This window comes from Actinomadura viridis, from assembly GCF_015751755.1.
In the GTDB taxonomy this organism is placed as follows: domain Bacteria; phylum Actinomycetota; class Actinomycetes; order Streptosporangiales; family Streptosporangiaceae; genus Spirillospora; species Spirillospora viridis.
The window spans coordinates 2022272-2044797 of record NZ_JADOUA010000001.1; the positions used below are offsets into that span (position 1 = coordinate 2022272).

A 22526-nucleotide genomic window follows, 5' to 3' on the forward strand; every position below is an offset into this window, starting at 1 on the left:
GCCGCCCATGCCGGGTCAGCCGCCCATGCCAGGTCAGCCGGGGCCGCCCGCCCGCAAGTCGGGCGGCAGCCTGTGGGGCGGCCTCGCCGTCCTGCTGGTGCTGGCCCTCCTGGTCGGCGGCGGCGGGTACTGGATCTGGTCGTCGGGCAAGGACCACATCGACAAGGTGGCGGCCGGTGACTGCCTGCGCGAGTCGGCCGGAGACCAGGACTCGCCCTACCGCATCGTCGCCTGCGACGACCCCGCGGCGGCGTACAAGGCGCTCAAGCTCATGCCGCTCTCCAAGGGCTGCCGCGACGTCGCCGGCGTGTCACGGCAGGTGGGCAACGACGCGAACACGGTGTGCCTGGGGGAGAAGGACGTCGATCCGGCCAAGGCGGTGAACGTGGCCAAGGTGGGCGACTGCCTCAGCCTCGGCGGGTCCGACGCGCAACGCGTCGCCTGCTCCTCCCCGCAGGCGCGGTACAAGGTGCTCCTGCGGCGTACCAACGTCCTGGAGATGAACGCGAGGAGGACCTGCTCCAGCGTGCCGGGCGCGGTCAGCTCCTACACGTGGAACATGCAGTCGAAGGGCAAGTTCGGCAACCTCTCGCGGATGAACGTCGACGTGCTCCTCTGCCTGGGCAGGAAGTAGGCCACCGGGCGGCGTTACGCACGGCGTGAACGCCCGGTGCAGACGCACGGTGCAGACGCACGGCGGGAACGTGCGGCGTGAACGTGCGGCGCCCCGGCGGCCCGCGAGGCGGGCGGCCGGGGCGCTCGCGCGCGTGCGGTCAGGCCGGTGTCCGGGCCGCTCCGGTCTCCGTGCCCGTACGGGACCCCGCGCGCCGCCGGAAGGAGCGTTCGGTGAGGGCGCCGAAGAGCAGGCCCAGGGTGGCCCACAGCACGACCTGGACGCCCAGCGAGGCGATCCGGAAGTCCCACAGGACCGTGCCGGGGAAGCCCTCGGCGACGGCGTCGGGCCGCGGCGTGAGGCGGAAGACGACCGCGACCACGATCGCGAACCCCACCGCCGTGACGGTCGCCGCGTTCCACGCCCCCAGCCGCGGGGCCAGCCGGCCGTGCACGATCACGGCGGCGACCGTGGCCAGCACGCCGAGCGCGACCATGCCGAAGTACAGCGCCGTGCGTCCCCCGATGGTGCCGGGGTCGCCGACCGCCGGGGGCGTGGGCGGGTACTTCAGGAACGGCACCAGCACGATCGCCACGAACCCGGCCAGGGCCACCAGGGCGGAGGTCGCGCGGGCGCCCAGGTTCCCGATCCGCCCGTGGGCGAACGCGAACGCGACCGAGAACAGGCCCCCGATCGCCACCCCGTAGAACACCATGGCGGTGATCAGCCCGATGGTGCTCTGGACGGTACGGCTCACCACCTCGGCCTCCTCGCCGTGGTCGTGCCCGCCGGCGGCGTGCCCGGCGGCGGCCTGCGCCTCCTCGAACGCGATCGCCTCGGCCACCTGCGGCTCGCCGTAGATCCAGGCGATCAGCAACCCGGCCGCCGCCGCGACCACGCCGGTGAGCATGCCGCGGACCAGCAGAGATCTCATCATCCGCGCGTCCCCCGCTCAGTGGCAGGGGAAGCCGAGCAGATGCCGCCCGTCATGGGTGAACTCGTGCACCCACGTACCGGCGAAGAGGGAGGTGGCGCCCTGCTCGGCGCCGACGAAGTACAGGAGCGCCGCGCCCAGGACGAGCGCGAGCACCGCCCAGGGAAGGATGTCGCGGACGGGGACGCGGAGCGGGACGGCGGCGGGGCGCGGCCGGGCGGCCTGCGACGGGGGAACGGCGGGCTGGGCCATGACGGTCTCCTCACGGGGTGCACTCGCCCCGGTGACGGGAGGACGACGGGTCAGTCTCCTGACTCCCAGATCATCGCCCCCTCCGACCTTCCAGCCGGTCGTCCGGCCGTGGTCGCGTGCGGGGAGGCTCCCTGGTCACAGTGGCGGGACCGTCCTGGATTCGCACCAGGTTCCTGCGCACCGTCGCCTCGATGTGAACTTGTCGCCCCGAGCGTCCCCTCTGGTGGCCCTGCCGTCAAGTGAGCGGCCCCGCCCGGCCGCCGCGGGCGGCGAGACATGCGTATCGGAGTCTGAGACAGATGCTCAGGAGGTGAGACGTTTGCAGTAGAGTGCGCGCATGGCTTCCCGCAGCATTCACCTGGCCGTCATCCCTGGTGACGGGATCGGCCCCGAGGTGGTCGCCGAGGGGCTGAAGGTCCTCGACGCCGTGGCACCGGCCTCGGGCCTGTCGTTCGAGCGGACCTCCTACGACCTCGGCGCCGCCCGCTGGCATCGTACCGGCGAGACCCTGCCGGACTCCGTCCTGGAGGAGCTGCGCGGGCAGGACGCGATCCTGCTCGGCGCGGTCGGCGACCCCGGCGTGCCGAGCGGTGTGCTGGAGCGCGGGCTGCTGCTGCGGGCCCGGTTCGAGCTCGACCACTACGTCAACCTCCGGCCGGTCAAGCTGTTCCCGGGCGTCTCCACCCCGCTGGCCGGGGTGGACACCGGCGACATCGACATGGTCGTGGTCCGGGAGGGCACCGAGGGCCCGTACGCGGGCGTCGGCGGCGTGCTCCGCAAGGGCACCCCGCACGAGGTCGCGACCCAGGAGAGCGTCAACACCGCCTACGGGGTCGAGCGCGTCGTCCGGTACGCCTTCGAGCAGGCCGCGGCGCGTCCCCGCCGCAAGCTGACGCTGGTCCACAAGGACAACGTGCTGACGTTCGCCGGCGACCTCTACCAGCGCGTGCTCAAGCGCGTCGGCGAGGAGTACCCGCAGGTCACCACCGACTATTGCCATGTCGACGCGGCCACGATGTTCTTCGTGAACCAGCCGGGCCGCTTCGACGTCGTCGTCACCGACAACCTGTTCGGCGACATCATCACCGACATCGGCGCCGCGATCGCCGGGGGCATCGGGCTGGCCGCCTCCGGCAACATCAACCCCGACGGCACGGCCCCGTCGATGTTCGAGCCGGTGCACGGCAGCGCCCCCGACATCGCCGGGCAGGGCAAGGCCGACCCGACCGCCACCATCCTGTCGGTGGTCATGCTGCTGGACCACCTGGGCGCCACCGACGCCGCGCGCCGGGTCGAGCGGGCCGTGTCCGACGACCTGGCCGAGCGGGCCGGCCAGGGGGCCCGCACCACCGCCCAGATCGGCGACGCCATCGCCAAGCGAGTATCCGGCTAGCGGCGCGTTCGCTCATGACCGGGCGCGCCTCGTGGCGCGCCCGGTTTTTCGTGTGCGCGCCACCGGGGAGTTGGGCTGGATGAAGTACGACAATAAGGATTAAAGGAATGCCGGGCGGTGAAGGGGCCGCGGCGGCGATCCGGGAGAGGACCCCACGATGAGCACACTGGACTTCGAGATCGCGCTGAGCGAGCGGCCCACCCCGGCCGCCGAGCGCGACCGCATCCTCGCCGACCCGGGATGGGGGCGGCACTTCACGGACCACATGGTCCTGATCCAGTACACCGAGGGGAAGGGCTGGCACGACGCCCGGCTGCAGCCGTACGGCCCGATCCCGATGGACCCGGCCAGCCAGGTCCTGCACTACTCCCAGGAACTGTTCGAGGGGCTCAAGGCCTACCGCCAGGCCGACGGGACCATCGCCACCTTCCGGCCGTTCTCCAACGCCGCCAGGATGAACCGCTCCGCCGCGCGGATGGCGATGCCCAGCATCCCCGAGCAGCTGTTCGTGGACGCGCTGGAACTGCTGGTCCGCACCGACCAGGACTGGGTGCCCTCCACCGAGGGTTACAGCCTCTACCTGCGGCCCTTCATGTTCGCCACCACGCGCGCGCTCGGCGTGAACCAGCCGGCCGACGAGTACCTCTTCGTCGTCATCGCCTCTCCTTCCGGCAACTACTACGCCCGGGGCATCAGGCCCGTCTCGGTCTGGCTGTCGCAGGACTACACCCGCGCCGCCCCCGGCGGCACCGGTGAGGCCAAGACCGGCGGCAACTACGCCGCCTCCTTCGCCGGCCAGGCCCAGGCCGTCGAGAACGGTTGCGACCAGGTGGTGTGGCTGGACGCGGTCGAGCGCCGCTGGGTCGAGGAGGTCGGGTCGATGAACCTGGTCTTCGTCTACGGGTCGGGCGCCGAGGCCCGGCTGCTCACCCCGGCCCTGACCGGCACCATGCTCCCCGGGATCACCCGCGACTCCATGCTCAAGCTGGCCCCCGACCTGGGCGTCCCGGTGGAGGAGGGCAGGATCAGCGTCGACCAGTGGGAGTCCGGCTGCGCGTCGGGGGAGATCTCCGAGGTGTTCGGCTGCGGCACCGCCGCCGTGATCAGCCCGGTCGGCCACGTCAAGGGCCCCGACCGCGAGTTCACCATCGGCGACGGCGAGCCCGGCGAGATCTCGATGCGGCTGCGCGAGGAGCTGATCGGCATCCAGTACGGGACCCGCCCCGACCCGTACGGCTGGGTGCACAAGATCGTCTGAGGTCGTCCCCGTTCCCGCCGGGCCGCCGCGCCGCGGCCCGGCGGGCGTCGTCTCGCATGCTGAGACCGATGTCCCATCTCTGTGCGGGGTGTGGCAGACTGGCCGTCATCATGCGCCACAGCCTCGTGATTATCGGCTGGCGCGCCGGCTGACAACGGGACACCGCCGGCGCGCAGACCTCTCACGTCCGTGAGGGGTCTTTTTGCTTTCCAGGAACCACCGGCCGGCAACGGCGCGCCAGCCCAGAACCCTGAGGGGGACAACGATGCAGGGTGACGCCTTCCACGTCTACGACACCACGCTCCGTGACGGTTCGCAGCAGGAGGGGCTCAACCTCTCCGTCACCGACAAGCTCGTCGTCGCGCGGCACCTCGACGACCTCGGCGTGGGATTCATCGAGGGCGGCTGGCCGGGCGCCAACCCCAAGGACACCGAGTTCTTCAGGCGGGCTCAGACCGAGCTCGACCTGAGGCACGCGCAGCTCACCGCGTTCGGCGCGACCCGCCGGGCCGGAGTGAAGGCCGCCGACGACCCCCAGGTGGCCGCCCTGCGCGACTCCGGCGCGCCGGTCGTGACGCTCGTCGCCAAGAGCCACGACCGGCATGTCGAACTGGCCCTCCGCACGACCCTGGAGGAGAACCTCGCGATGATCCGCGACACGGTCTCCCACCTGCGTGCGGAGGGCCGTCGGGTCTTCCTGGACGCCGAGCACTTCTTCGACGGCTACAAGGCCAACCGGGCCTACGCCCTGGAGGTCGTCCGCACCGCCGCCGAGGCCGGCGCCGACGTCGTCGCGCTGTGCGACACCAACGGCGGGATGCTCCCCGACGAACTGGCCGACGTCGTGCACGAGGTCGTCTCGGCCGGCGCCCGGGTCGGCATCCACTGCCACGACGACTCCGGCTGCGCCGTCGCCAACTCGCTGGCCGCCGTGAAGGCGGGCGCCACCCACGTCCAGGGCTGCGCCAACGGGTACGGCGAGCGCAGCGGCAACGCCAACCTCTTCACGGTCATCGGCAACCTCCAGCTCAAGCGGGGGATGCGGCTGGTGAGCGACGGCCAGCTGGCCGAGATGACCCGGATCGCCCACGCCGTCTCCGAGGTCACCAACGTCACGGCCAGCTCGCAGCAGCCGTACGTGGGGCTGTCGGCGTTCGCCCACAAGGCCGGGCTGCACGCCTCGGCGGTCAAGGTGGACCCCGACCTGTACCAGCACATCGACCCCGCCGCCGTCGGCAACGACATGCGGATGCTCGTCTCCAGCATGGCGGGCCGCGCCTCGGTCGAGCTCAAGGGCCGCGAGCTGGGGTACGACCTGTCCGGGGAGAAGGCCAAGGACGTCGTCGCCCGGGTCAAGGAGCTGGAGTCCACCGGCTACACCTTCGAGGCCGCCGACGCCTCGTTCGAGCTGCTCCTGCGCGAGGAGCTGACCGGGGTACGGCAGCGGCACTTCGAGGTCGAGTCCTGGCGGGCCATCGTCGAGCGCCGCCCGGACGGCTCCATGGTCAGCGAGGCCACCGTGAAGCTGCACGCCAAGGGCGAGCGGATCATCGCCACCGGCGAGGGCAACGGCCCGGTCCACGCGCTGGACAACGCCCTGCGGGTGGCGCTGGGCCGGCTCTACCCCGAGCTGGCCCGGCTGGAGCTGGTCGACTACAAGGTGCGGATCCTGGAGGGCAGCCACGGCACCGGCGCCCGCACCCGGGTCCTCATCGAGTCCAGCGACGGCGAGCGCGAATGGGGCACGGTCGGGGTCGAGGACAACGTCATCGCCGCGTCCTGGCAGGCCCTGGAGGAGGCCGTCACCTACTGCCTGCTGCACGCCGGCCACGAGCCCGGCTGAGCCCGTGGCGGAAATTTCCGGGCCCGTGCGAGCATTGACCGGACATGAGTAAAGAGATCAGCGACAACCCCGGGGCGAGCCGCTACGAGGTCCGCGTGGACGGCTCGCTCGCCGGATTCGCCGAATACCGCACCCGGCCGGGCAAGATCGTGTTCACCCACACCGAGGTGGACGGTGCGTACGAGGGGCAGGGGGTCGGCAGCGCCCTGGCCCGCGGCGCGCTCGACGACGTCCGCGCCAAGGGCCTGGCGGTGGTGCCGCTGTGCCCGTTCATCAAGGGCTGGATCGACAAGCACCCCGACTATCAGGACCTCGTCGCCTGATCCCGGCCCCGTCCCCGTCCGCACGCCCCGTCCTGGGCCCGGCCGCTCCGGCCGCCGGGCTCAGGAGGCGGGACCGGTGCTCTCGATCACCTCGAACGCCCACAGCTCGGCGCCGGTGGCCGCGGGCCCGCCCTGGCCGTGGCCGTGGCCATGCCCGTGGCCCTGCGCCTCGCCCTGACCCTCGCCCCCGGCGCCCTGCGCCTGGGCGTGCCCGCGCTGGAACGCCTGGCTCTCCGTCCAGCGCGTGAAGTCCTCCTCGCTGCGCCAGCGCGTGTACACCAGGTAGCGGTCGGTGCCGTCCACCGGGCGGAGCAGCTCGAAGTGCTCGAAGCCCTCGGCCGACTCGACCATGCCGGCCCGCCCCGCGAAGCGTCGCTCCAGCTCCTCGCGCATCCCCTCGGGAACGGTCAGTACGTTGATCTTCACCACGGACACCGTCGGACTCCTTCGTCGGTCTTCGCCACGACCCTATCGGCCCGTCCCGGCCGCTCTCCGGCGCACCGGGCGTGTTCCTGACACCTCCGCTGACCGGAGTCAGCGGAGAACGAGAAGAATTTTCGCGATGACGCGGCAAACGAGTGGCGGGCTCGCGGTCCGGACGCCATGATGTGTAGCCAACGGCCCTGTCGCCGTCCCTACGCGGCTCACGCCGCCCCGTCCTCGCACTTTCCGACCACGGAGTGATCGCATGTCCATCCGACCCTGGCTTCCCGCGTCCGCGGGCGGCCCCCTCGACGGGTCATGGGCCGAGATCGCGTTCGGGCTCGGGCTGCTCTACGAGCACGAGGACGATCTCGACCAGGCCGCCCGGTGGTTCCGCCAGGCCGCCGAGGACGACTTCCCCGGCGCCGCGCTCCGGCTCGGCGCCGTGCTGGGACGGCTCGCCGACCGGCGCGGGACCGGCCCGGCGGAGGAACTGCTGGCCGAGGCGAGCCGCTGGCTCAGCGAGGGCCTGGACGTCACCCGCCCCGGCACGATAGGGCTGATCACCGACATGCTCGACCGGCACCAGCGGGCGGCGGCCCGCCGCGGACTGGAACCGGCCGGAACCGCCTGAGAGGCGAACCGGATCGGGCCGGTGATCGTCGGACATGGTGAGCCGACGCAGTGGGAAGGTGACCGAGTTGAGCCGCGAGGACCCCGGGTACGTCCCCCCGGACCACAAGAGCACCACCGAGTTCCAGATCCGGTACACCGGGGGCGGCGATCCGGGAACCGGTGACCAGACCCTCCAGGACGGCCTCCCGGAGGACGTTCAGGACGCGTCCGGGAACGGTCCGCAGGACGATGCCGTGCCGCGGGCCCCCCGGGACGCCGCCGGCGAGACGGTGACGGACCGGCCGGTGGCCGCCGCGATGACCGTCCAGGACGTCCCCGCGGACGACGTTCCCGGCCCCGCCGGAGCCCCCGCGCCCGCCCTGTCCGAGGCCGCCCCGCCCGAGGCCGCCCCGCCCAAGGCCGCGACGTCCGAGGCCCCGGCCACGGTGACGGACTTCTCCGCCGAGCCCGCTCCCATGAGCGACCAGGTCCCGCTGCCCCCGTACGCGATGGGGTCGGGCACCGGCGCCTCCGCGGCGCCCGAGGCCGCGACGTCCCGGGAGGCCGCGCCGGAGGTGACGTTCCAGGCCGCCGAGCAGGGCCCGTGGACCGAGCAGTTCGGTGCGGGCACGGGGGAGCGGCCCGCCGCGTTCGCCCAGGAGACGCCGCCGGCGCCCCGGCCCCCGGCCCCGCCTCCGCCCGCGCCCTCCACGCCGTCGCCCTCCGCGCCACCGCCGTCGCCGTCACCGGCGCCTCCCAAGGACACGGTCCCGCCCGCGCCCATGCCCCCTCCCGGCGGGCAGTACCAGGCCCCGGCCGCGGCGTCCCCGTCGCCCGGGCTCCCACCCGGACCGCACGGCGCCCCGGCGGTATCCGCGCCGGGCCGGGGGCGGCGACCCCTGATCCTGGTCGCCGCCGCCGTCGCCGTCCTGGTCCTCGGCGGCGCCGCCGCCGTCGCGTTCCTGGTGACCTCCGGCGACGGCGGACCCGAGCCCGCCGCGGTCGCCCCCTCCGCCGCTCCGTCGGAACCCGCGTCCACCTCGCCCGGGGCCGGCGGCGGTCCGGGCGGGGCTCCGCCGGCCGCGTCACCGAGCGTCCCCGGCCAGCCGCCCGTCCCCTCGCCCGGCGAGCCGTCGAACGGGCCGCCCCCGGCCCAGGGCGGCCCCGTGCCGACCCCGACCGCCCCGCCCGTGGGCCCCGTCGTGCCGGGCGACGGGATCACCTACCAGCTCGTCCAGCAGGACCCGGGCTACTACGAGGGCAAGCTGGTCATCACCAACCGGACCGGTAAGCCGATGAAGGACTGGAAGATCACCTTCGAGGCCCCCGGCCGCAACGTGAAGAACATCTGGGGCGCCCGGCTCGTCCGCAAGGGCGAGAAGGTGGAGATCCGCAACCTGGAGAACGCCCCGCCGATCCAGCCGGGCGCGACCTGGGACGTCCAGTACGGCGCGGAGGGCGCCGCGGCCGACCCGCAGAAGTGCCGCCTCAACGACAAGCCCTGCGGTCTCTGACGCTCCCGGCGGCCCGGCGCGGGGCCGCGGCCTGCCCTCCTGGGCCCGCCGGGAGGGCACTAGGCTGCTGACCATGCGTATCGCGAGGTTCTCCACCGACGAGGGCATGTCCTTCGGGGTGGTGGAAGAGAACACCGTCGCCGCCGTGGCGGCCCATCCCTTCGGAGATCTGACCTTCACCGGGCAGCGGCACCCGCTCGCCGACGTACGGCTGCTGGCCCCGATCCTGCCCAGCAAGGTCATCGCGATCGGCAAGAACTACGCCGACCACGCCCGCGAGATGGGCGGCGAGCCGCCGGCCGAGCCGGTGATCTTCGCCAAGCCGTCCACCGCGGTGATCGGGCCGGGGGAGGCCGTCGCCTACCCGGAGAAGCTCAGCGAGCGGGTCGACTTCGAGGGCGAGCTGGCGGTCGTCATCGGCCGGATGTGCCGCGAGGTCCCGGCCGCCCGCGCCGCCGAGGTGATCCTGGGCTACACCTGCGCCAACGACGTCACCGCCCGCGACCTGCAGCAGAAGGACGGGCAGTGGACCCGGGCCAAGGGCTTCGACACCTTCTGCCCCCTGGGGCCCTGGATCGAGACCGAGGTGGACCCGTCCGACCTCGCCATCACCACCACCGTCAACGGCGAGACGAGGCAGGACGCGCGCACCTCGCTGCTGCTGCACGACGTGCCCGCCCTGGTGGAGTACGTCAGCCAGGTGATGACGCTGCTGCCGGGCGACGTGATCCTGACCGGCACCCCGGCCGGGGTCGGCCCCCTGGAGATCGGCGACGAGGTCACCGTGACCATCGAGAACGTCGGCAGCCTCACCAACCGGGTGATCGCCCGCGACTGAGCCGGGGACGCGCCGCGGCGCCGCGCCGTCCCGCCGCCGCGGGAGGCGGCGCGGCACCGCCGTCTCCCGGCCTCCGGCGGGCGGGGGACCGGCCGGCTCGCGCTCCGAATGCCTTTCGGGGGTCTCGGGTAATCGTTTTGGCCCAAGCTCCCAAGGTCCTGTATTCTCATCGAGGCGCGAGCGACCGGACGGCCAGGCCGAAAGGTCCGCTTACCGCACTGGGGTATGGTGTAATCGGCAGCACGACTGATTCTGGTTCAGTTAGTCTAGGTTCGAGTCCTGGTACCCCAGCTGTTCCGGCCGCTTGATGGGCCGGGCACGCCCCCGTCGTCTAGTGGCCTAGGACGCCGCCCTCTCAAGGCGGTAACGGCGGTTCGAATCCGCTCGGGGGTACGTCCGTGTGAAGGATCTCCGGTTCGCCGGGGCCCGATCGCGGTCACGCTCCGTCCGGAATCGACGTCCGGACGGGCAGGCACGCCCCCGTCGTCTAGTGGCCTAGGACGCCGCCCTCTCAAGGCGGTAACGGCGGTTCGAATCCGCTCGGGGGTACAGTAAAGACCGCAGGTCGGGAACCAAATCCCGCTCTGCGGTTTCTTATTTTAAGATCGCCTGTCATCGGGATGCCTTCCGACCGGACGTCACCCTGCGGGAAATCCGGTGGCCCGCCCCGGCGGGAGACGAGCGCCCTACGGGTCTCCCGGCGGTGAACGGAATTTCTCGTTGCGCCTGCACCCAGGGCCGCAGAGGCGGGCGCCTTGGCAAGGGGCATGGCTTCTTCGGAATCGGGTGCACATCAGAAAGCCGGCGCTGCGCCGTCGACACCTGCCAGTTCACGGGCGAGCAGGTCGATCTGTTCGCGTAGCCGGTCCAGGCGAGCCCCCAGATCGAGGGAGGTCTCGATGATCTGGACGTCGTCGGTGCCGGTGGCCCGGTGGACGCGCCGCCCGTCGGAGTCCTCCGCGTAGACGAGGTAGCCGCGCTTGACGTTGAGGGACGTGCAGTAGGCCAAGACCTGATAGAGGTGTGCCTGCCGGTGGGCGATCGGTTTTTTGATCATGTACTTCGCGTCCGCCACCGCGCTGGGCGGCCCGGTCGGTGCGTAGTACACCAGGTCGGGTCTCAGCCGGACTATTCCAGCCTGGTCGAGGTGGTGGTTACTGATCTGTGCCTCGAGTTTCCCACCGTAGGGACGCAGGGCCTGTTTCAGCGCTTCGCTGAGGAAGTCCTCGAAGACCTTCCACATTGTCAGCACCAACCCGTCCACCCGGACGATCTTGCCGTCCTCGTGTTCGTAAGAGCCCGACCGCAGGACGAGGTCGGCGAGTTCCAGCGCCGCGTGGTAGCGGGCGTTGATGCGGGACGGAGTCCACCGCCCTGGTGGCGTGCCGCGCGTGTAGGGGGTCACGCCGTCGAGCCGCAGGATCAGCCGCCGCAGCAGCTTCCGGGGCTCTTCACCTATGCCGTCCAGACGCAAGAGGCGATAGGCGGCGGTCAGCAGCAGCCTGTTCTCAACGGTGTCCACGGTGAAGTCGTCGTAGCGCACTTCGAGCGGAAGGGCCTGCCCGTACCGGTGCTTGATCTGCGCGGCCTCGCGGATCCGGCCGCGCACCACGGGCAGTTGCTCCTCCTTCTCTCGGTAGCCGAGGAGCACTCCTTGCAGCAACGCCCGGTCCGCTGCCCGCGCGAACGTGTAGGCCATCACGGGCAGCAGGTCGGCGCTCTGCGCGGCGTCAACCTCCTCTTCCCGCCAGCCGTGCAGGTGCTTGGCGTAGCCGATGAGGAACATCAACCGCTTGATCGGGAGTTTCGGCTTGATCCGTACCGTGACCGGCCGGCCGGGAGGTCCGGCACGGAAGGCTCCGACCACCCTGTCCTTGGGCTTCAGCTCCCAATGCTTGCCCTGCCGTCTGACTTGGACGAACTCGGATGACCGAAGGGCGTCGCCCTGCTCGCGAGTGAGCGTGCACCGTTGCCACCCACCCTGTTCCTTCAGATCGACGACGGCCATCACAGCGCGTCCCGCAAGGCCTTGAGCCCGTACTCCCGCCGGACGTCGGTGCCGTCGCCGTAGTGGAACTCCTCCAGCAGCGGCAGGATCTGGGTGCGCCAGATGCGCTCCAGTCCTGCGTTGGTGTCGACACTGCGGCGCATCAGGTAGGAGGGGCCCACCCGGAAGTCGCGGTCGTCGATGCGCCGGTTGAGTTCGGCCAGCAGCCGGGCGGGCTCGTCGGGGAGGTTCTCGCGTTCGAGCCAGCGGGCCAGCATCTCGCTGGTGGGCGGTTCGCCGGGATGCAGTTCCACGAATGCGAAGCGCCGCCGCATCGCCGCGTCCACCAGGGCGATGGACCGGTCGGCGGTGTTCATGGTGCCGAGAATGAAGAGGTTGTCGGGAAGGGTGAAGAGGTCGTCCTTGTCCGAGCCGTACATCAGGTTGACGCCCCGGTCCCGGTACTCGAGCAGGAAGTACAGCTCGCCGAAGATCTTGGCGAGGTTGCCCCGGTTGATCTCGTCGATGATCAGTACGTGGGGATCGCCAGGACGCTTCTTCGCTGCGGCTGCCAGCCGCCGCAGCGGCCCCCGCACCAGTTCGAAGGTGATCGTCTTGTCCTTGCCCTCGCGCGGCCGGTAGCCCTCGAAGAAGTCCTCGTAGGAGTAGGCCGGGTGGAACTGGACGAGCTGGACGCTCTCCGGCCGGTCGCCGGTGAGGTGTGCAGCCAGGGCCTGGGCGAGGTAGGTCTTGCCGGTACCGGGTGGCCCGTAGAAGATCAGCTGAGGGCGTTCGCGCAGCAGCGCGACGCACTCGGCGAGCCATTCCTCCGGGACGAGGAGCCTGTCGGCCAGTTCGGCGGTCGCGTCGGGCAGGCGGACCTCGCGGGAGACGATCTCGGTCGACCCCTCGCCGATCAGGGGCAGCAGGTCGGCGACGAAATCGGTCAGGTTGATCAATTCGGCGTCGGGATTGCGTACCCGGGCGGACAGTCCGGAGGGCAGGTCGTCGTAGAAATTCAGCGGCCGATCCCGGTTGTGCCAGCGGACCTTGCGGTACAGGTAGCCGTTGTCGAACGTCGCGTCTCCGGTGACCACGCCCAGGTAGACGTTGGCCCCGTCGTTGGTAACGACGATGTCGTCCTTGCGTATCGCGTTGAGGAAGAGGTGGAGCTCCGAGGCCAACCTGGCGCGCTCGGGTGCGTTGAGGTGGATGAGGTCCTCGTCCACCGCCGCCCTGACGGCTTCGCGGGACGTGCCCGGGACGAGTTCCCGCAACCGGGGTTCTCCCAGCGAGCACGTTTCGGTGGGGCTCCAGACCCGCCGGAACGCCTGTTCGGAGTCGCGCACCAGCCAGGCGCGCCGAGGAGCATCCTCGTCCGGTGCCTCCAGGTCGGTAACGGGCCGTTCCAGCTCCTCGCCGGGGATCCGTTCCAGCGGTTCGGCCCGACCCTGCGCCAGATCGATCCCATCGTCGTTGAGCAGTCGCAGCCACGTTTCCCGCTCGTCCTCACTCACGTGCGCCTCGGCGGGAATGCGGCCGTGCCGGTCGAGCACCCGGTACCAGCCTTCGGGACGCTCGCCCTGCAACCAGCGCAAGAGTGAATCAGGCGGCAGGTCGTACTGATTGGCGATCTCGGTGAGGGAGACCCAGTGGCCGTCCGGAATATTCGAGATCAAGGCTTCGACCTGCTCGTACCCGGCTTTGCGGAACCGCCATTCCCGGTAATGACGGTTGGCCTCCCGGTAGAACTCTGACGGATCGGGCCATCGGTACAGGGCATGTCGGCCCAGCCCGGTCACCCGCCAGACGCCGCTCGTCTTGTACAGCCAACCGGCCTTCACCAGACGGGCACTGCTCCAGCGGAAAGTCCTTTCCGCACCCGTGTTCCCGGCGCTGGCGCCCTCCCAATCCTCCTCGATGCCAGGCTCCCTCTCCAAGATCGCTTCCCACAGTTCGCGGGCGCGCAACCCGCGGGGGTTCTCGGCGAGGATCGAAAGTCCGATGTACATCAGACGTGCGGTGATGTCCGTCAAGGAGGCCATACGGAAATTTTGACAAGCGATCATCACCGCCGGCAGGTGAATCGCCCAGATAGGTGATCAGCGAATCGCGTTCGGTGCGCTCCGCGACTCTCGCAGGAGGGCGGTCCGTCTTCGTTTTTCAGTTCGGCGGGCAACGTTTCCAAGGTGATCGAAGGTGGCCGACGGGATCCTGCGCTGTTTTACTGGTGCCTTCGGGACCGTCGGCGAGCTGTGAGAAACGGCCCGGTTCATTGCTCTCTGGCCGATCCGGCGGATGGGGTGGCTGATGATCCGCGCAGGATGGTGAGGTGACGGCGGTACTCCTCGATCAAGGTGGCGCGGGGCATGAGAGGCCAGCGGGTTAGGTGGCCGGTGCGGTGGTCGATGACGAGGACGGGTTCGGTGCGTTCGGTGCTGAAAGCGAAGGCGCGGGCGGCGAAGCCCTCGCCGATGTCCTCTATGAAGACGAGGAGGGTGGGGTCGCTGCCGGAGTTGAAGTAGCGGTCGGCGCGCCGCCAGGCCTCGGCACGGTCGACGGCGGCGGGGTGCGCGGCGTAGGCGTCCAGGACGTGCAGGACGGCGGTGAGGGGGCGGCATTCGAGGGTGCCGCAGCCGTGGCAGGCGTTCGGGCCAGCCGGGGCAGTGGCGGGGCGGTGGACGTCCAGGACGGTCGAGAGGGCGGCGGCGCAGGCCAGCACAAGTCGGCGGGACTCGCGCAGGAAGTCGGCGGTGGGTGCGTCCAGCAGGGCGGCGGCCTTGACTGCGGCGTCGATGGAGGGGGGCGGCGCGCAGTGCGGCGGTCAGCACCGAGCAAACGCGGGCGCGCAAACGTGGGTGGACGTGAGCGGTCGGGTACTTCACGCCGACCACTCCCCGGCGCCCCGGATGCCCGGCCCGGCCGCCACGCCCAGAGTGGTTGCCGGGGGCACGGAGTCTGGAGGCGGGGGGATGGTGAAGACGGCGGTGACGGTGCGGCCCGTGTCGTTGCCGTGCCAGCCCCAGGCGGCGGCGGTGCGGGAGACGGTGCGCAGGCCGCGGCCGGACTCGGCGAGCGGGTCGGAGTCGCGGGCGGCGGGTTCGTCGGGGCCGCCCTGGTCGGTGACGGAGATCGCGACCAGGTCTGCCGAGCACTGCACCGTCACGGTGAACGAGCCGCCGCCCTGGCCGGACTTGGTGTGCCGGACGGCGTTGACGGCCAACTCGTCCGCCGAGAGCAGGACGTCGTCCAGGACCGGGCAGTCGTTCAGCAGGCAGGCCACGAAGGCACGGACGGCGCGGGCCTGCTCGGCGGCGCCGGGGAAGGACCGCCACCAGTACAGCGGCATCGCCGTGGTGTGGGACGGGGGAGGAGTGAGGGGGCCGGCCGCCGGTGCCGCGGGGGCGAGGAGGGCGAGCAGGGTGAGGGAGTCGGTCAAGGGCACGAGGCACCTCCGGGCTGGAAGGGCCGGCGAGGCCCTCGCCGGCCGGTCGCTGTTGGTGCCCACAGAGTCACACCACGTACTCATTCCGCGCCTGTGATTCGCGTCCTGATCTGCGGTGCCGGAGCATGTTTCACGGATCTTCCAGAGGCCGCTCGAAATTAGAACGTTCGAACTTTGAGCGGGAGCGCTTCCCCGGCCTCCCAGTTCTTCTCCCGGGTGCTGTCTGCGTGGGCTATACGTACGGTGAGCAGACCGTCACGGGTTTCGGCCCCGCCCTCGGGAGTTGAACGATGCCCAGCCCCTACATCCGCCGGCTTCGCCTCGGCCACGAGATCCGCAGGCTCCGCGAAGAACGCGGGTTAACCGCCGGGGACGTCGCCCGGCTCCTGTTCACGTCCAGGTCCAAGGTCTCCAAGGTGGAGAACGCCCAGGTGCGCCCCGACCTGGCGGACGTGGTGAAGCTCCTGGAGATCTTCGAGGTCAGCGGCCCGGAATGGGACCGGCTCTTCCGCCTGGCCCGGGACGCCGCAGAGAAGGGCTGGTGGGAGAAGTACGGCACCTCCACCGGGCACCGCGAACGCCTGTTCGCCAGCCTGGAGGCGGGTGCCAAATCCGTCCTCACCTACAGCCAGACCAACTTCCCGGCGATCTTGCAGACGCCCGAGTTCACCCAGGCGCTCATCGAACTGGACAGGGAACAGGGGCCGCTGGAGTACCAGCCGGAGCGCATGGCCAGCGCGCGCACGCAACGGCAGCAGGAACTTCTACGACCGGACGGTCCCGAGTACGAGACAGTGCTGGAGGCCAGCGTGATACATCGTCTTGCTGTGCCGCCCGCCGTAATGGCGGCTCAACTCCGCTACCTCGTTCAGACCATCACGGGGCAGTCCCGCATCACGCTTCGGGTCCTTCCTCACGATGTGCCCATCCCAGGTGGGCTGCTGCCGAAGTCGGCTTTCTTCCTCTTCAGGTTCCCAGACCCGATCGACCCGCCCATAACCATCGTCGATACCGTCACCACCGATCTTGTGCTGACCGAGCAACGCGAGGTAGCAAGGTATAGCGGACATTACGTCCGCCTTCGAGAGGCGGCCTTGACCACTACGGACAGCCTCACCCTTCTCTCCCAGCTGGCAGAGCGACTGATCGACAAGGCGGGATCGGGCACATGACCAAGCACTTCACCGGCTGGCGTAAGTCACGCCACAGCGACCCCAACGGCGGATGCGTCGAAGCAGGGCGAGCCGCTGATGGGACCATCGGCGTACGCGACTCCAAGGGGGATCTCAGCATCATGTTGGAATTCGCCCCCAAGGACTGGGCAACGTTCCTCAACTCCCTCAGAGAGACACGGGCGTGACAGTAGGCCCATTACGCCAGCCGGCGTAGTCTGACCACAGCAATCCAACGGCGCGTGCGCTGATGTGACTCAGGCCACCGACGGAACCATTGGCGTAGGCGACCCAAGGGCGATCCTGGCCAGGTGCTCTAGATCGGCCGCGAAGGGTGGATGAGCTTCGTGGCATCGGTCAAGACCGACGTCTTCACGAGCAACTGACCCTTGCTCGATGCCCTGCCGCACCTCTCGATGGAGGTGCGGCAGGGCATCACGGCTACTTGCCGGGATGGCGCGGGCCGTGGCCGGGAGGCGGGTCGAGGACGCTCTTGTACGGCTGGCCTGTCTCCTCGGCCTTCGCCATCGCCGTAGCGCCAGATCGTTCGGGTCGTTCAGGCGGGCCGGCGATCTCGTTCGCCGCCGGCCCCGTGTCAGCCGCAGGGTGCGCTGGCCGTGTTGATCTGCGGGAGGGACTGTTCGGCCCAGATGGTCTTGCCGTGGGACGTGTGCCGGGTGCCCCAGCGCCGGGTGAGCTGGGCGACGAGGAGGAGTCCCCGGCCGCCCTCGTCGAAGATGCGGGCGCGGCGCAGGTGGGGGGCGGTGTTGCTGCTGTCGGACACCTCGCAGATCAGGCCGGTGGTGTGGATCAGGCGCAGGCGGATGGGCGGCTCGCCGTAGCGGATGGCGTTGGTGACCAGCTCGCTGACCACCAGCTCGGTGGTGAACGCGGGCTCGTCCAGGCCCCAGGCGGTCAGCTGGTCCGAGGCCGCCTGCCGGGCCCTGCCGACGACGGCGGGGTCGGGGGCCAGGTCCCAGGTGGCGACCTGGGAGGCGTTCAGTCCCTGCGTACGGGCCAGGAGCAGCGCGATGTCGTCGGCGGGCCCGCCGGGCAGCATCGTGCTCAGGACGCGGTCGCAGACGAGTTCCAGGGGTGCGGCGGCGTTGTCGCTCAGGACGCGGCCGAGCCGCTGGAGGCCGGCGTCGGCGTCGTGGCCGCCGGACTCGATGAGGCCGTCGGTGAACAGGGCGAGCAGGGCGCCGTCGGGAACTGTCAGCTCGGTGGACTCGAAGGGCAGCCCGCCCAGCCCCAGCGGGGGTCCGGCGGGCAGGTCGGGGTACTCGACGGTGCCGTCGGGACCGACGATGGCGGGGGCCGGGTGCCCGGCGCGGGCCAGGACGCAGGTGCGGGAGACGGGGTCGTACACCGCGTACAGGCAGCTGGCGCCGATGTCCCCGGTCTCGGCCTCTCGCTGCACCACGCCGCCGCGGTCCATGCCCTCCTCGCGGTCCATGCGCAGGACGACGTCGTCGAGGTGGGTGAGCAGCTCGTCGGGAGGCATGTCCACGTCGGCCAGGGTGCGCACCGCGGTACGCAGGCGCCCCATGGTGGCCGAGGCCTGGATGCCGTGCCCGACCACGTCGCCCACCACGAGGGCGACCCTGGACCCCGACAACGGGATCACGTCGAACCAGTCCCCGCCCACGCCCGCCTGCGAGCCGGTGGGCAGGTAGCGGGAGGCGACCGTCACCGCGGGGTGCGGCGGCGTACGCTGCGGCAGCATGCTCCGCTGCAACGCCAGGGCGGTGTCGCGCTCCTGGGTGTAACGGCGGGCGTTGTCGATGCAGATGGCGGCCCGGCCCGTGATCTCCTCGGCGAGCATCAGGTCGTCGGCGTCGAACCGGTCGGGGGTGCGGTGCCGGATGAAGCGGGCGAGCCCGATGATCAGCCCGCGGGCGCGCAGCGGCACCAGGATGAGCGAGTGCATCCCGTACGTGAGGGCCTTCTCCGAGCAGCCCGCGTCATGGGCCAGCCAGCTCTGGATCGAGAGGTCCTCGCGCATGTGGAGTGACGCCTCCCCGGTGGCCAGGGCGCGGGCCATCGGGGAGTCCTCCGGGTAGCACTCGCTCTCCCCGGTCGCGATCGACGCCTCCGGGCAGTCGTCCAGGACGGACTGCTGCGCGGCCCGGCGGTAGACCATGCGTGCTGCCGCCGCGCCCAGATCCGGCCTGTCGTTCTCGATGACGGAGCGGAGCAGGTCGACGGTGACATGGTCGGCGAACCGGCCCGTGGCCAGGTCGGCCAGCTGCTGGGCGGTCCGCGTGACGTCCAGATCGGTTCCCAGGCGGACACTGGCCTCGTTCACCACGGTCAGCCGCTGCCTGGCCAGATCCTCCCCGGTGATGTCGAACGAGACCGTGGCCCCGCCCTGGATCCGCCCGCCCGAGTCCCGCACCGGATAGAGGACCGCCGACCAGCCGTGCGCGCGGTCCTCGCCCGGGACCCGGGTGAACGCGTCCAGGCGCGACCGCTCACCGGTACGGATCACCTTTCCCAGCACGTCGTCGAACTCGCGGGAGGTGCGCGAGTCGGTCATCGCCCTGGGGCGGAGCCCGAGCAGCTCCTCCTCCTTCATGTCCATGATCCGCACCAGCTCGCCGCTGGCCGCCACCAGGCGCCGGTCGCGGTCGAAGACCCCGAAGGCGAGCGGCAGCTCCGCCAGTGCCCGTTCCTTGAGCAGCGCCATCGTCCCGTCAGGGCCGCGCGCGCCGTCCGGCTCCCGGGCCACCATGGCCCACCGGCCGCCTCCGTCGGCATCCTCCATCGGGACGAGCTCGACATCGAGTTCCAGCTCGTGGCCGTCGCGGTGCCGCGCCGTCACCCGGCCGCCCCACGCGTCCCCCCGCCCGATGCTCGAGAGCGCGGCCGAGGGGGGATCTCCGGCGAGCAGGTCCGCCACGCGCCGTCCCACCGCCTCGTCCGGGCGGTAGCCCAGCAGGCGGGAGGCTCCGGCCGTCCACGCGACGAGGACGCCGCGGACGTCCGCCAGGGCCATCGCCACGTCCCCCGCCGGGCCACGGGCCCCGTCCGGGGAAGATTCTCTCTTGCTCATCGGCACCATCTCGGCATCGTCGAAGACCGGAACCCTCGTTCCGGCGAACCGCCTTCGCCGCCACCATCGAGCACGGCACCGCGGACTTCACGGCCAAGCCGGACATCACCGGCGATCGTGCGATCCGGACATCTCGTTCCAAGATATCCGTGCCCTGAGGTGCTCATTCTGTAAATCACGGTGGAATCGCCTGGATGGATCCATCTTGCGGTCAAAGAATGGCAAAACGGGGTCCGGAAAGGCGAATGGCGTGGCGTCGTCACCGGCCGATCTCCGTCCGGCGCGGTCACCGGAACTTCACCTGGGCCGGAGCGGACCTTGGGTGTCACCGTCCGCGGGCGCCCGGGCGGTCAACTAAAGTCATCGGCCCATGGGGCGGGAACGTGCACGTATGGACGGGGACGGGCGGCCGGACGGGGACGGGCGGCCGGGCCGCGGGCGCGGCGCGCCGCCGCCCGCGGGGGCGCTGGCGGACAAGGTCGAGTGGCTGATCGGGAACCTGTGGCCGGCCACCGCGCCGCCGCCGCGCAACAACGTGGAGACGGCCGCGGCGATCGCCCGCGCCACCGGCGAGGACATCTCCTCCACCACGGTGTGGAAGCTGCGCACCGGCCGGCAGGACAACCCGCAGCTGAGGACGCTGACCGCGCTGGCGACCTTCTTCGGCGTGCCGATCGGCTACTTCGGGTTCGCCGGCGAGTCGGCGCCGATCGACGACGATCTGACCTTCCGGGCGCTGCGCCGCGAGGTGGACGACGGCGTGGTGCGGCCCGAGGTCCTGCGCGCCCTGGTCGACCTGTCGCCGCAGGCCCGCTGGGTCGTGGACGAGATGATCCTGGCGACCGCGCGGGCCGACCGGGAGCGGCGGGGGGTCGGGGGGCCCGCTCAGCCCAGCAGTCCCCGGGCGACCGCCAGGTCGAAGGCGGCCCGCGCGGCGGGCGCCAGCAGGTCGCGTTCCCGGGGGCCGACGTAGCGGTACTCGTCGACCTCGCCCGCCGGGGCCATGTCGCCCGCGTACCCGGCGGTGAAGCAGGCCATCCGCACGTGCGCGAAGTCCGGCTGGTCGTGCGCGGCGGCCCGGACGACGCCCAGCTCGCGGAACGAGCCGCGGTCCAGGTCCAGCGCCAGCTCCTCGCGGACCTCGCGGGACAGCGCCGACCAGTCGTCCTCGCCCGCCTCGCGCTTGCCGCCCGGAAGGTAGAGCAGATCACGGCCGCGCGAGCGTACCGCCAGCATCCGGTCCCGGGCGATGTGCACCCAGGCGACGACGTCCAGATCCGCGTGTTCCATGGTGATCAGTGTGCCAGCGGGCGGATGGTGAGCACGTCTCCGCCGGCCAGGCCGAAGCGGGCGGCGGCCGAACCCTGGTTGACGGCCAGCCCGAGCAGGCCGGAGGAGTCCACCCAGACCAGCGGCGCGCCCTCGGCGACCCTGCCGTAGGTCTTCTCGAACGGTGCCCGCGCCGACCGCGGCGCGCCGTCCGGCCCGGTCCAGGCCAGGTCGAGCGGCGTGCCGTGCTCCAGCGGGCCGAGCGCGGCCACCAGGTGGTCATGGCCGGCCGACAGGATGAGGCTCCCGAACCGGTCGGTGTACAGGACGGGCGCCGTCAGCTCCCCGGCGCCGGTCACCGGCTCGGGGAGGTCGAGCGCGGCCAGCGCGCCCGGCTCCACGGCCGGGCCGAGGGCGGCGGCCTCCACGCCGGCCGCGAGGTGCGCGGCGGCGGGGGAGAAGACGTCCCGCCCGTGGAAGGAGGCCGACACCTCGGGCAGGCGGTAGGCGGGGTTCTCCAGCACGTACGCCCGCACGGCGCCGCCGAGCCGCCCGGCCGCGGGCATGAGCAGCCCGTTGTCGGGGCCGACCAGCACGTCGCCGCGGCCGGTGACGATGGCGACCGGGCGCCGCGGCGTGCCGACGCCCGGGTCGACGATGCCGACGTGCACGCCCCTGGGCAGGTACGGGAGCGCCTGGCGCAGCAGCAGCGCCCCCTCCACGATCGCGTACGGGGTCACCTCGTCACTGAGCACCAGCACGTTCGCCGCCGGGGCGATCGTGTAGACGACCCCGGCGCACGTCGCGGTGTAGGCGGCGCCGAAGTCGGTGGTGAGGCTGATGAACGGCCGTTCCTCGGACACGGCCCCCGAGCGTACCGGTCCCGCCTCAGGCGAGCGCGAACAGCAGCCCGATCACGCCCAGCAGGACGGTGAGGACGGTGGCGAGCAGGACCGACACGGGATCGGCCACCGGCGCGCCGGCGGCCAGCCGCCGCCCGCGGCCACGGTGGCCCGCCAGCGCCCGGCGCAGTTGCAGGGACACGGCGCCGCAGACGGCCGCCGCGGCCAGCGCCGTGGCGGCGGGGGAGGGGGCCAGCCGGACGCAGAACAGGCCGGCGACCAGCAGGGAGAGGGTGGTGCGGGACCAGGCCAGCGCGGTGCGCTCGGGCTGCGCGCCCGGATCCCAGAGGGCGCGGCTCATCGGGTCGCGAGCAGGGCCACGAGGAGGACGACCGCGGCGAGGGCGAGCCCGTAGGACATGACCGGGGCCAGCGCGGGCGGCGGCAGCGTCTCGGCGCGGCGCAGCGCCCGTTCGGTGCGCAGCCAGCGGCGGAAGGCCAGCGCGGCGATCAGGGCGCCGGTCGCGGAGAACGCGACCGCCAGGCCGTGCCGCAGCGGGGGCGCCATCGCGCTGCCGCTGAGCGCCACCCCGACCCCGCCGGCGATCACGGCCAGCGCGGTGCGGATCCAGGCGAGGAACGTGCGCTCGTTGGCGAGCGTGAAACGGGGGTCGGGGTCCTCGCCCTCGGCGAGCAGCCGGTCGGTCCACCGGCCGCCGGGGGAATCCGGGGGATCTATCGCGCTCATCGC

The 22526-nt window shown here is 71.6% G+C and carries 23 protein-coding genes, 3 tRNA genes and 1 riboswitch; of the genes, 14 read left to right on the forward strand and 12 right to left on the reverse strand.

Annotation, left to right across the window (positions count from 1 at the left end; all coding sequences use genetic code 11):
* The first annotated feature begins 25 nt into the window (after nt 1-25).
* The gene (locus IW256_RS08910) at nt 26-634 is read left to right on the forward strand and encodes an LppU/SCO3897 family protein (RefSeq protein WP_197010497.1); all 609 of its coding nucleotides are present in this window, start codon (nt 26-28) and stop codon (nt 632-634) included.
* Between the two features lie 139 nt (nt 635-773).
* Here the strand turns inward: IW256_RS08910 and IW256_RS08915 are convergent, their stop codons facing one another.
* A complete protein-coding gene (locus IW256_RS08915; RefSeq protein ID WP_197010498.1) occupies nt 774-1550 on the reverse strand; it encodes a CbtA family protein in 777 nt (258 codons plus the stop codon).
* A gap of 15 nt (nt 1551-1565) precedes the next feature.
* A complete protein-coding gene (locus IW256_RS08920; RefSeq protein ID WP_197010499.1) occupies nt 1566-1799 on the reverse strand; it encodes a CbtB domain-containing protein in 234 nt (77 codons plus the stop codon).
* Nucleotides 1800-1830: 31 nt separating this feature from the next.
* A riboswitch (cobalamin riboswitch) is annotated at nt 1831-2017 on the reverse strand.
* A gap of 119 nt (nt 2018-2136) precedes the next feature.
* Between IW256_RS08920 and IW256_RS08925 the strand changes: the two genes are divergently transcribed.
* The 4 genes from IW256_RS08925 (at nt 2137) to IW256_RS08940 (ending at nt 6616) form a co-directional block, all read left to right on the forward strand.
* Nucleotides 2137-3192 (forward strand): 3-isopropylmalate dehydrogenase, encoded by a 1056-nt coding sequence (locus IW256_RS08925; RefSeq protein WP_197010500.1) that lies wholly within the window; start codon nt 2137-2139, stop codon nt 3190-3192.
* A 157-nt stretch (nt 3193-3349) separates the two neighbouring features.
* The gene (locus IW256_RS08930) at nt 3350-4450 is read left to right on the forward strand and encodes a branched-chain amino acid aminotransferase (RefSeq protein ID WP_197010501.1); all 1101 of its coding nucleotides are present in this window, start codon (nt 3350-3352) and stop codon (nt 4448-4450) included.
* 265 nt (nt 4451-4715) lie between these two features.
* Nucleotides 4716-6293, forward strand: coding sequence for a citramalate synthase (gene cimA / locus IW256_RS08935; RefSeq protein ID WP_197010502.1), 1578 nt, complete (start codon nt 4716-4718; stop codon nt 6291-6293).
* Between the two features lie 44 nt (nt 6294-6337).
* Entirely contained in the window at nt 6338-6616 is a 279-nt protein-coding gene (locus IW256_RS08940; RefSeq protein WP_197010503.1) for a GNAT family N-acetyltransferase, read from the forward strand.
* Between the two features lie 60 nt (nt 6617-6676).
* Here IW256_RS08940 and IW256_RS08945 read toward each other — a convergent pair whose 3' ends face one another.
* Entirely contained in the window at nt 6677-7051 is a 375-nt protein-coding gene (locus IW256_RS08945) for an antibiotic biosynthesis monooxygenase family protein (protein ID WP_197010504.1), read from the reverse strand.
* 253 nt (nt 7052-7304) lie between these two features.
* Here IW256_RS08945 and IW256_RS08950 point away from each other — a divergent pair, with 253 nt between their 5' ends.
* The 6 genes from IW256_RS08950 to IW256_RS08975 all read left to right on the forward strand — a co-directional run bounded on the left by IW256_RS08950 (nt 7305) and on the right by IW256_RS08975 (nt 10555).
* A complete protein-coding gene (locus tag IW256_RS08950; protein WP_197010505.1) occupies nt 7305-7673 on the forward strand; it encodes an SEL1-like repeat protein in 369 nt (122 codons plus the stop codon).
* Nucleotides 7674-7740: 67 nt separating this feature from the next.
* The gene (locus IW256_RS42125; RefSeq protein ID WP_197010506.1) at nt 7741-9168 is read left to right on the forward strand and encodes a cellulose binding domain-containing protein; all 1428 of its coding nucleotides are present in this window, start codon (nt 7741-7743) and stop codon (nt 9166-9168) included.
* A 73-nt stretch (nt 9169-9241) separates the two neighbouring features.
* On the forward strand, nt 9242-10006 hold the full coding sequence (locus IW256_RS08960; RefSeq protein ID WP_197010507.1) for a fumarylacetoacetate hydrolase family protein: 765 nt from the start codon (nt 9242-9244) through the stop codon (nt 10004-10006).
* A 219-nt stretch (nt 10007-10225) separates the two neighbouring features.
* Nucleotides 10226-10297, forward strand: a tRNA-Gln gene (locus IW256_RS08965).
* 29 nt (nt 10298-10326) lie between these two features.
* A tRNA-Glu gene (locus IW256_RS08970) sits at nt 10327-10399 on the forward strand.
* 83 nt (nt 10400-10482) lie between these two features.
* Nucleotides 10483-10555: transfer RNA gene (locus tag IW256_RS08975), tRNA-Glu, on the forward strand.
* 244 nt (nt 10556-10799) lie between these two features.
* On the opposite strand, the gene IW256_RS08980 is transcribed toward IW256_RS08975, so the two are convergent.
* The 4 genes from IW256_RS08980 to IW256_RS08995 form a co-directional block, all read right to left on the reverse strand.
* On the reverse strand, nt 10800-12014 hold the full coding sequence (locus tag IW256_RS08980; RefSeq protein WP_197010508.1) for an McrC family protein: 1215 nt from the start codon (nt 12012-12014) through the stop codon (nt 10800-10802).
* Nucleotides 12014-14038, reverse strand: a complete 2025-nt coding sequence (locus IW256_RS08985; RefSeq protein ID WP_197010509.1) for an McrB family protein — start codon at nt 14036-14038, stop codon at nt 12014-12016. The genes IW256_RS08980 and IW256_RS08985 overlap by 1 nt, the downstream gene beginning before the upstream one ends.
* A gap of 227 nt (nt 14039-14265) precedes the next feature.
* The gene (locus IW256_RS08990) at nt 14266-14715 is read right to left on the reverse strand and encodes a hypothetical protein (RefSeq protein ID WP_197010510.1); all 450 of its coding nucleotides are present in this window, start codon (nt 14713-14715) and stop codon (nt 14266-14268) included.
* A 159-nt stretch (nt 14716-14874) separates the two neighbouring features.
* The gene (locus IW256_RS08995; protein WP_231403709.1) at nt 14875-15432 is read right to left on the reverse strand and encodes an ATP-binding protein; all 558 of its coding nucleotides are present in this window, start codon (nt 15430-15432) and stop codon (nt 14875-14877) included.
* A gap of 296 nt (nt 15433-15728) precedes the next feature.
* Here IW256_RS08995 and IW256_RS09000 point away from each other — a divergent pair, with 296 nt between their 5' ends.
* Both IW256_RS09000 and IW256_RS09005 read left to right on the forward strand, forming a co-directional pair.
* Nucleotides 15729-16610 (forward strand): helix-turn-helix domain-containing protein, encoded by an 882-nt coding sequence (locus IW256_RS09000; protein ID WP_197010511.1) that lies wholly within the window; start codon nt 15729-15731, stop codon nt 16608-16610.
* Nucleotides 16607-16798, forward strand: coding sequence for a DUF397 domain-containing protein (locus IW256_RS09005; RefSeq protein WP_197010512.1), 192 nt, complete (start codon nt 16607-16609; stop codon nt 16796-16798). Before IW256_RS09000 ends, IW256_RS09005 begins: the two co-directional genes overlap by 4 nt.
* 407 nt (nt 16799-17205) lie before the next feature.
* Here the strand turns inward: IW256_RS09005 and IW256_RS09010 are convergent, their stop codons facing one another.
* A complete protein-coding gene (locus IW256_RS09010) occupies nt 17206-19665 on the reverse strand; it encodes a SpoIIE family protein phosphatase (RefSeq protein WP_197010513.1) in 2460 nt (819 codons plus the stop codon).
* A 391-nt stretch (nt 19666-20056) separates the two neighbouring features.
* On the opposite strand from IW256_RS09010, the gene IW256_RS09015 reads away from it, so the two are divergent.
* Nucleotides 20057-20638, forward strand: a complete 582-nt coding sequence (locus IW256_RS09015) for a helix-turn-helix transcriptional regulator (RefSeq protein WP_197010514.1) — start codon at nt 20057-20059, stop codon at nt 20636-20638.
* Here the strand turns inward: IW256_RS09015 and IW256_RS09020 are convergent.
* Genes IW256_RS09020 through IW256_RS09035 form a run of 4 tightly spaced genes read right to left on the reverse strand, consistent with a single transcriptional unit; the run spans nt 20551 to nt 22523 of the window.
* Nucleotides 20551-20955, reverse strand: coding sequence for an NUDIX hydrolase (locus IW256_RS09020; RefSeq protein ID WP_197010515.1), 405 nt, complete (start codon nt 20953-20955; stop codon nt 20551-20553). The genes IW256_RS09015 and IW256_RS09020 overlap by 88 nt on opposite strands.
* A 5-nt stretch (nt 20956-20960) precedes the next feature.
* Nucleotides 20961-21797 (reverse strand): SAM hydrolase/SAM-dependent halogenase family protein, encoded by an 837-nt coding sequence (locus IW256_RS09025; RefSeq protein WP_197010516.1) that lies wholly within the window; start codon nt 21795-21797, stop codon nt 20961-20963.
* 25 nt (nt 21798-21822) lie between these two features.
* Nucleotides 21823-22137 carry a DUF202 domain-containing protein gene (locus IW256_RS09030; protein WP_197010517.1) on the reverse strand — a complete coding sequence of 105 codons (315 nt, stop codon included), beginning with the start codon at nt 22135-22137 and terminating at the stop codon, nt 21823-21825.
* Nucleotides 22134-22523, reverse strand: coding sequence for a YidH family protein (locus tag IW256_RS09035; protein WP_197010518.1), 390 nt, complete (start codon nt 22521-22523; stop codon nt 22134-22136). The genes IW256_RS09030 and IW256_RS09035 overlap by 4 nt, the downstream gene beginning before the upstream one ends.
* Between the last annotated feature and the right edge of the window lie 3 nt (nt 22524-22526).

What these genes read in the sequence shown, in the direction of transcription:
- IW256_RS08910 (WP_197010497.1), top strand. Translation starts at nt 26, where the DNA reads ATGCCAGGTCAGCCGGGGCCGCCCGCCCGCAAGTCGGGCGGCAGCCTG.
- IW256_RS08915 (WP_197010498.1), bottom strand. Translation starts at nt 1,550, where the DNA reads ATGATGAGATCTCTGCTGGTCCGCGGCATGCTCACCGGCGTGGTCGCG.
- IW256_RS08920 (WP_197010499.1), bottom strand. Translation starts at nt 1,799, where the DNA reads ATGGCCCAGCCCGCCGTTCCCCCGTCGCAGGCCGCCCGGCCGCGCCCC.
- IW256_RS08925 (WP_197010500.1), top strand. Translation starts at nt 2,137, where the DNA reads ATGGCTTCCCGCAGCATTCACCTGGCCGTCATCCCTGGTGACGGGATC.
- IW256_RS08930 (WP_197010501.1), top strand. Translation starts at nt 3,350, where the DNA reads ATGAGCACACTGGACTTCGAGATCGCGCTGAGCGAGCGGCCCACCCCG.
- cimA (WP_197010502.1), top strand. Translation starts at nt 4,716, where the DNA reads ATGCAGGGTGACGCCTTCCACGTCTACGACACCACGCTCCGTGACGGT.
- IW256_RS08940 (WP_197010503.1), top strand. Translation starts at nt 6,338, where the DNA reads ATGAGTAAAGAGATCAGCGACAACCCCGGGGCGAGCCGCTACGAGGTC.
- IW256_RS08950 (WP_197010505.1), top strand. Translation starts at nt 7,305, where the DNA reads ATGTCCATCCGACCCTGGCTTCCCGCGTCCGCGGGCGGCCCCCTCGAC.
- IW256_RS08960 (WP_197010507.1), top strand. Translation starts at nt 9,242, where the DNA reads ATGCGTATCGCGAGGTTCTCCACCGACGAGGGCATGTCCTTCGGGGTG.
- IW256_RS08980 (WP_197010508.1), bottom strand. Translation starts at nt 12,014, where the DNA reads ATGGCCGTCGTCGATCTGAAGGAACAGGGTGGGTGGCAACGGTGCACG.
- IW256_RS08985 (WP_197010509.1), bottom strand. Translation starts at nt 14,038, where the DNA reads ATGGCCTCCTTGACGGACATCACCGCACGTCTGATGTACATCGGACTT.
- IW256_RS09000 (WP_197010511.1), top strand. Translation starts at nt 15,729, where the DNA reads ATGCCCAGCCCCTACATCCGCCGGCTTCGCCTCGGCCACGAGATCCGC.
- IW256_RS09005 (WP_197010512.1), top strand. Translation starts at nt 16,607, where the DNA reads ATGACCAAGCACTTCACCGGCTGGCGTAAGTCACGCCACAGCGACCCC.
- IW256_RS09010 (WP_197010513.1), bottom strand. Translation starts at nt 19,665, where the DNA reads ATGAGCAAGAGAGAATCTTCCCCGGACGGGGCCCGTGGCCCGGCGGGG.
- IW256_RS09015 (WP_197010514.1), top strand. Translation starts at nt 20,057, where the DNA reads ATGGACGGGGACGGGCGGCCGGACGGGGACGGGCGGCCGGGCCGCGGG.
- IW256_RS09020 (WP_197010515.1), bottom strand. Translation starts at nt 20,955, where the DNA reads ATGGAACACGCGGATCTGGACGTCGTCGCCTGGGTGCACATCGCCCGG.
- IW256_RS09030 (WP_197010517.1), bottom strand. Translation starts at nt 22,137, where the DNA reads ATGAGCCGCGCCCTCTGGGATCCGGGCGCGCAGCCCGAGCGCACCGCG.
- IW256_RS09035 (WP_197010518.1), bottom strand. Translation starts at nt 22,523, where the DNA reads ATGAGCGCGATAGATCCCCCGGATTCCCCCGGCGGCCGGTGGACCGAC.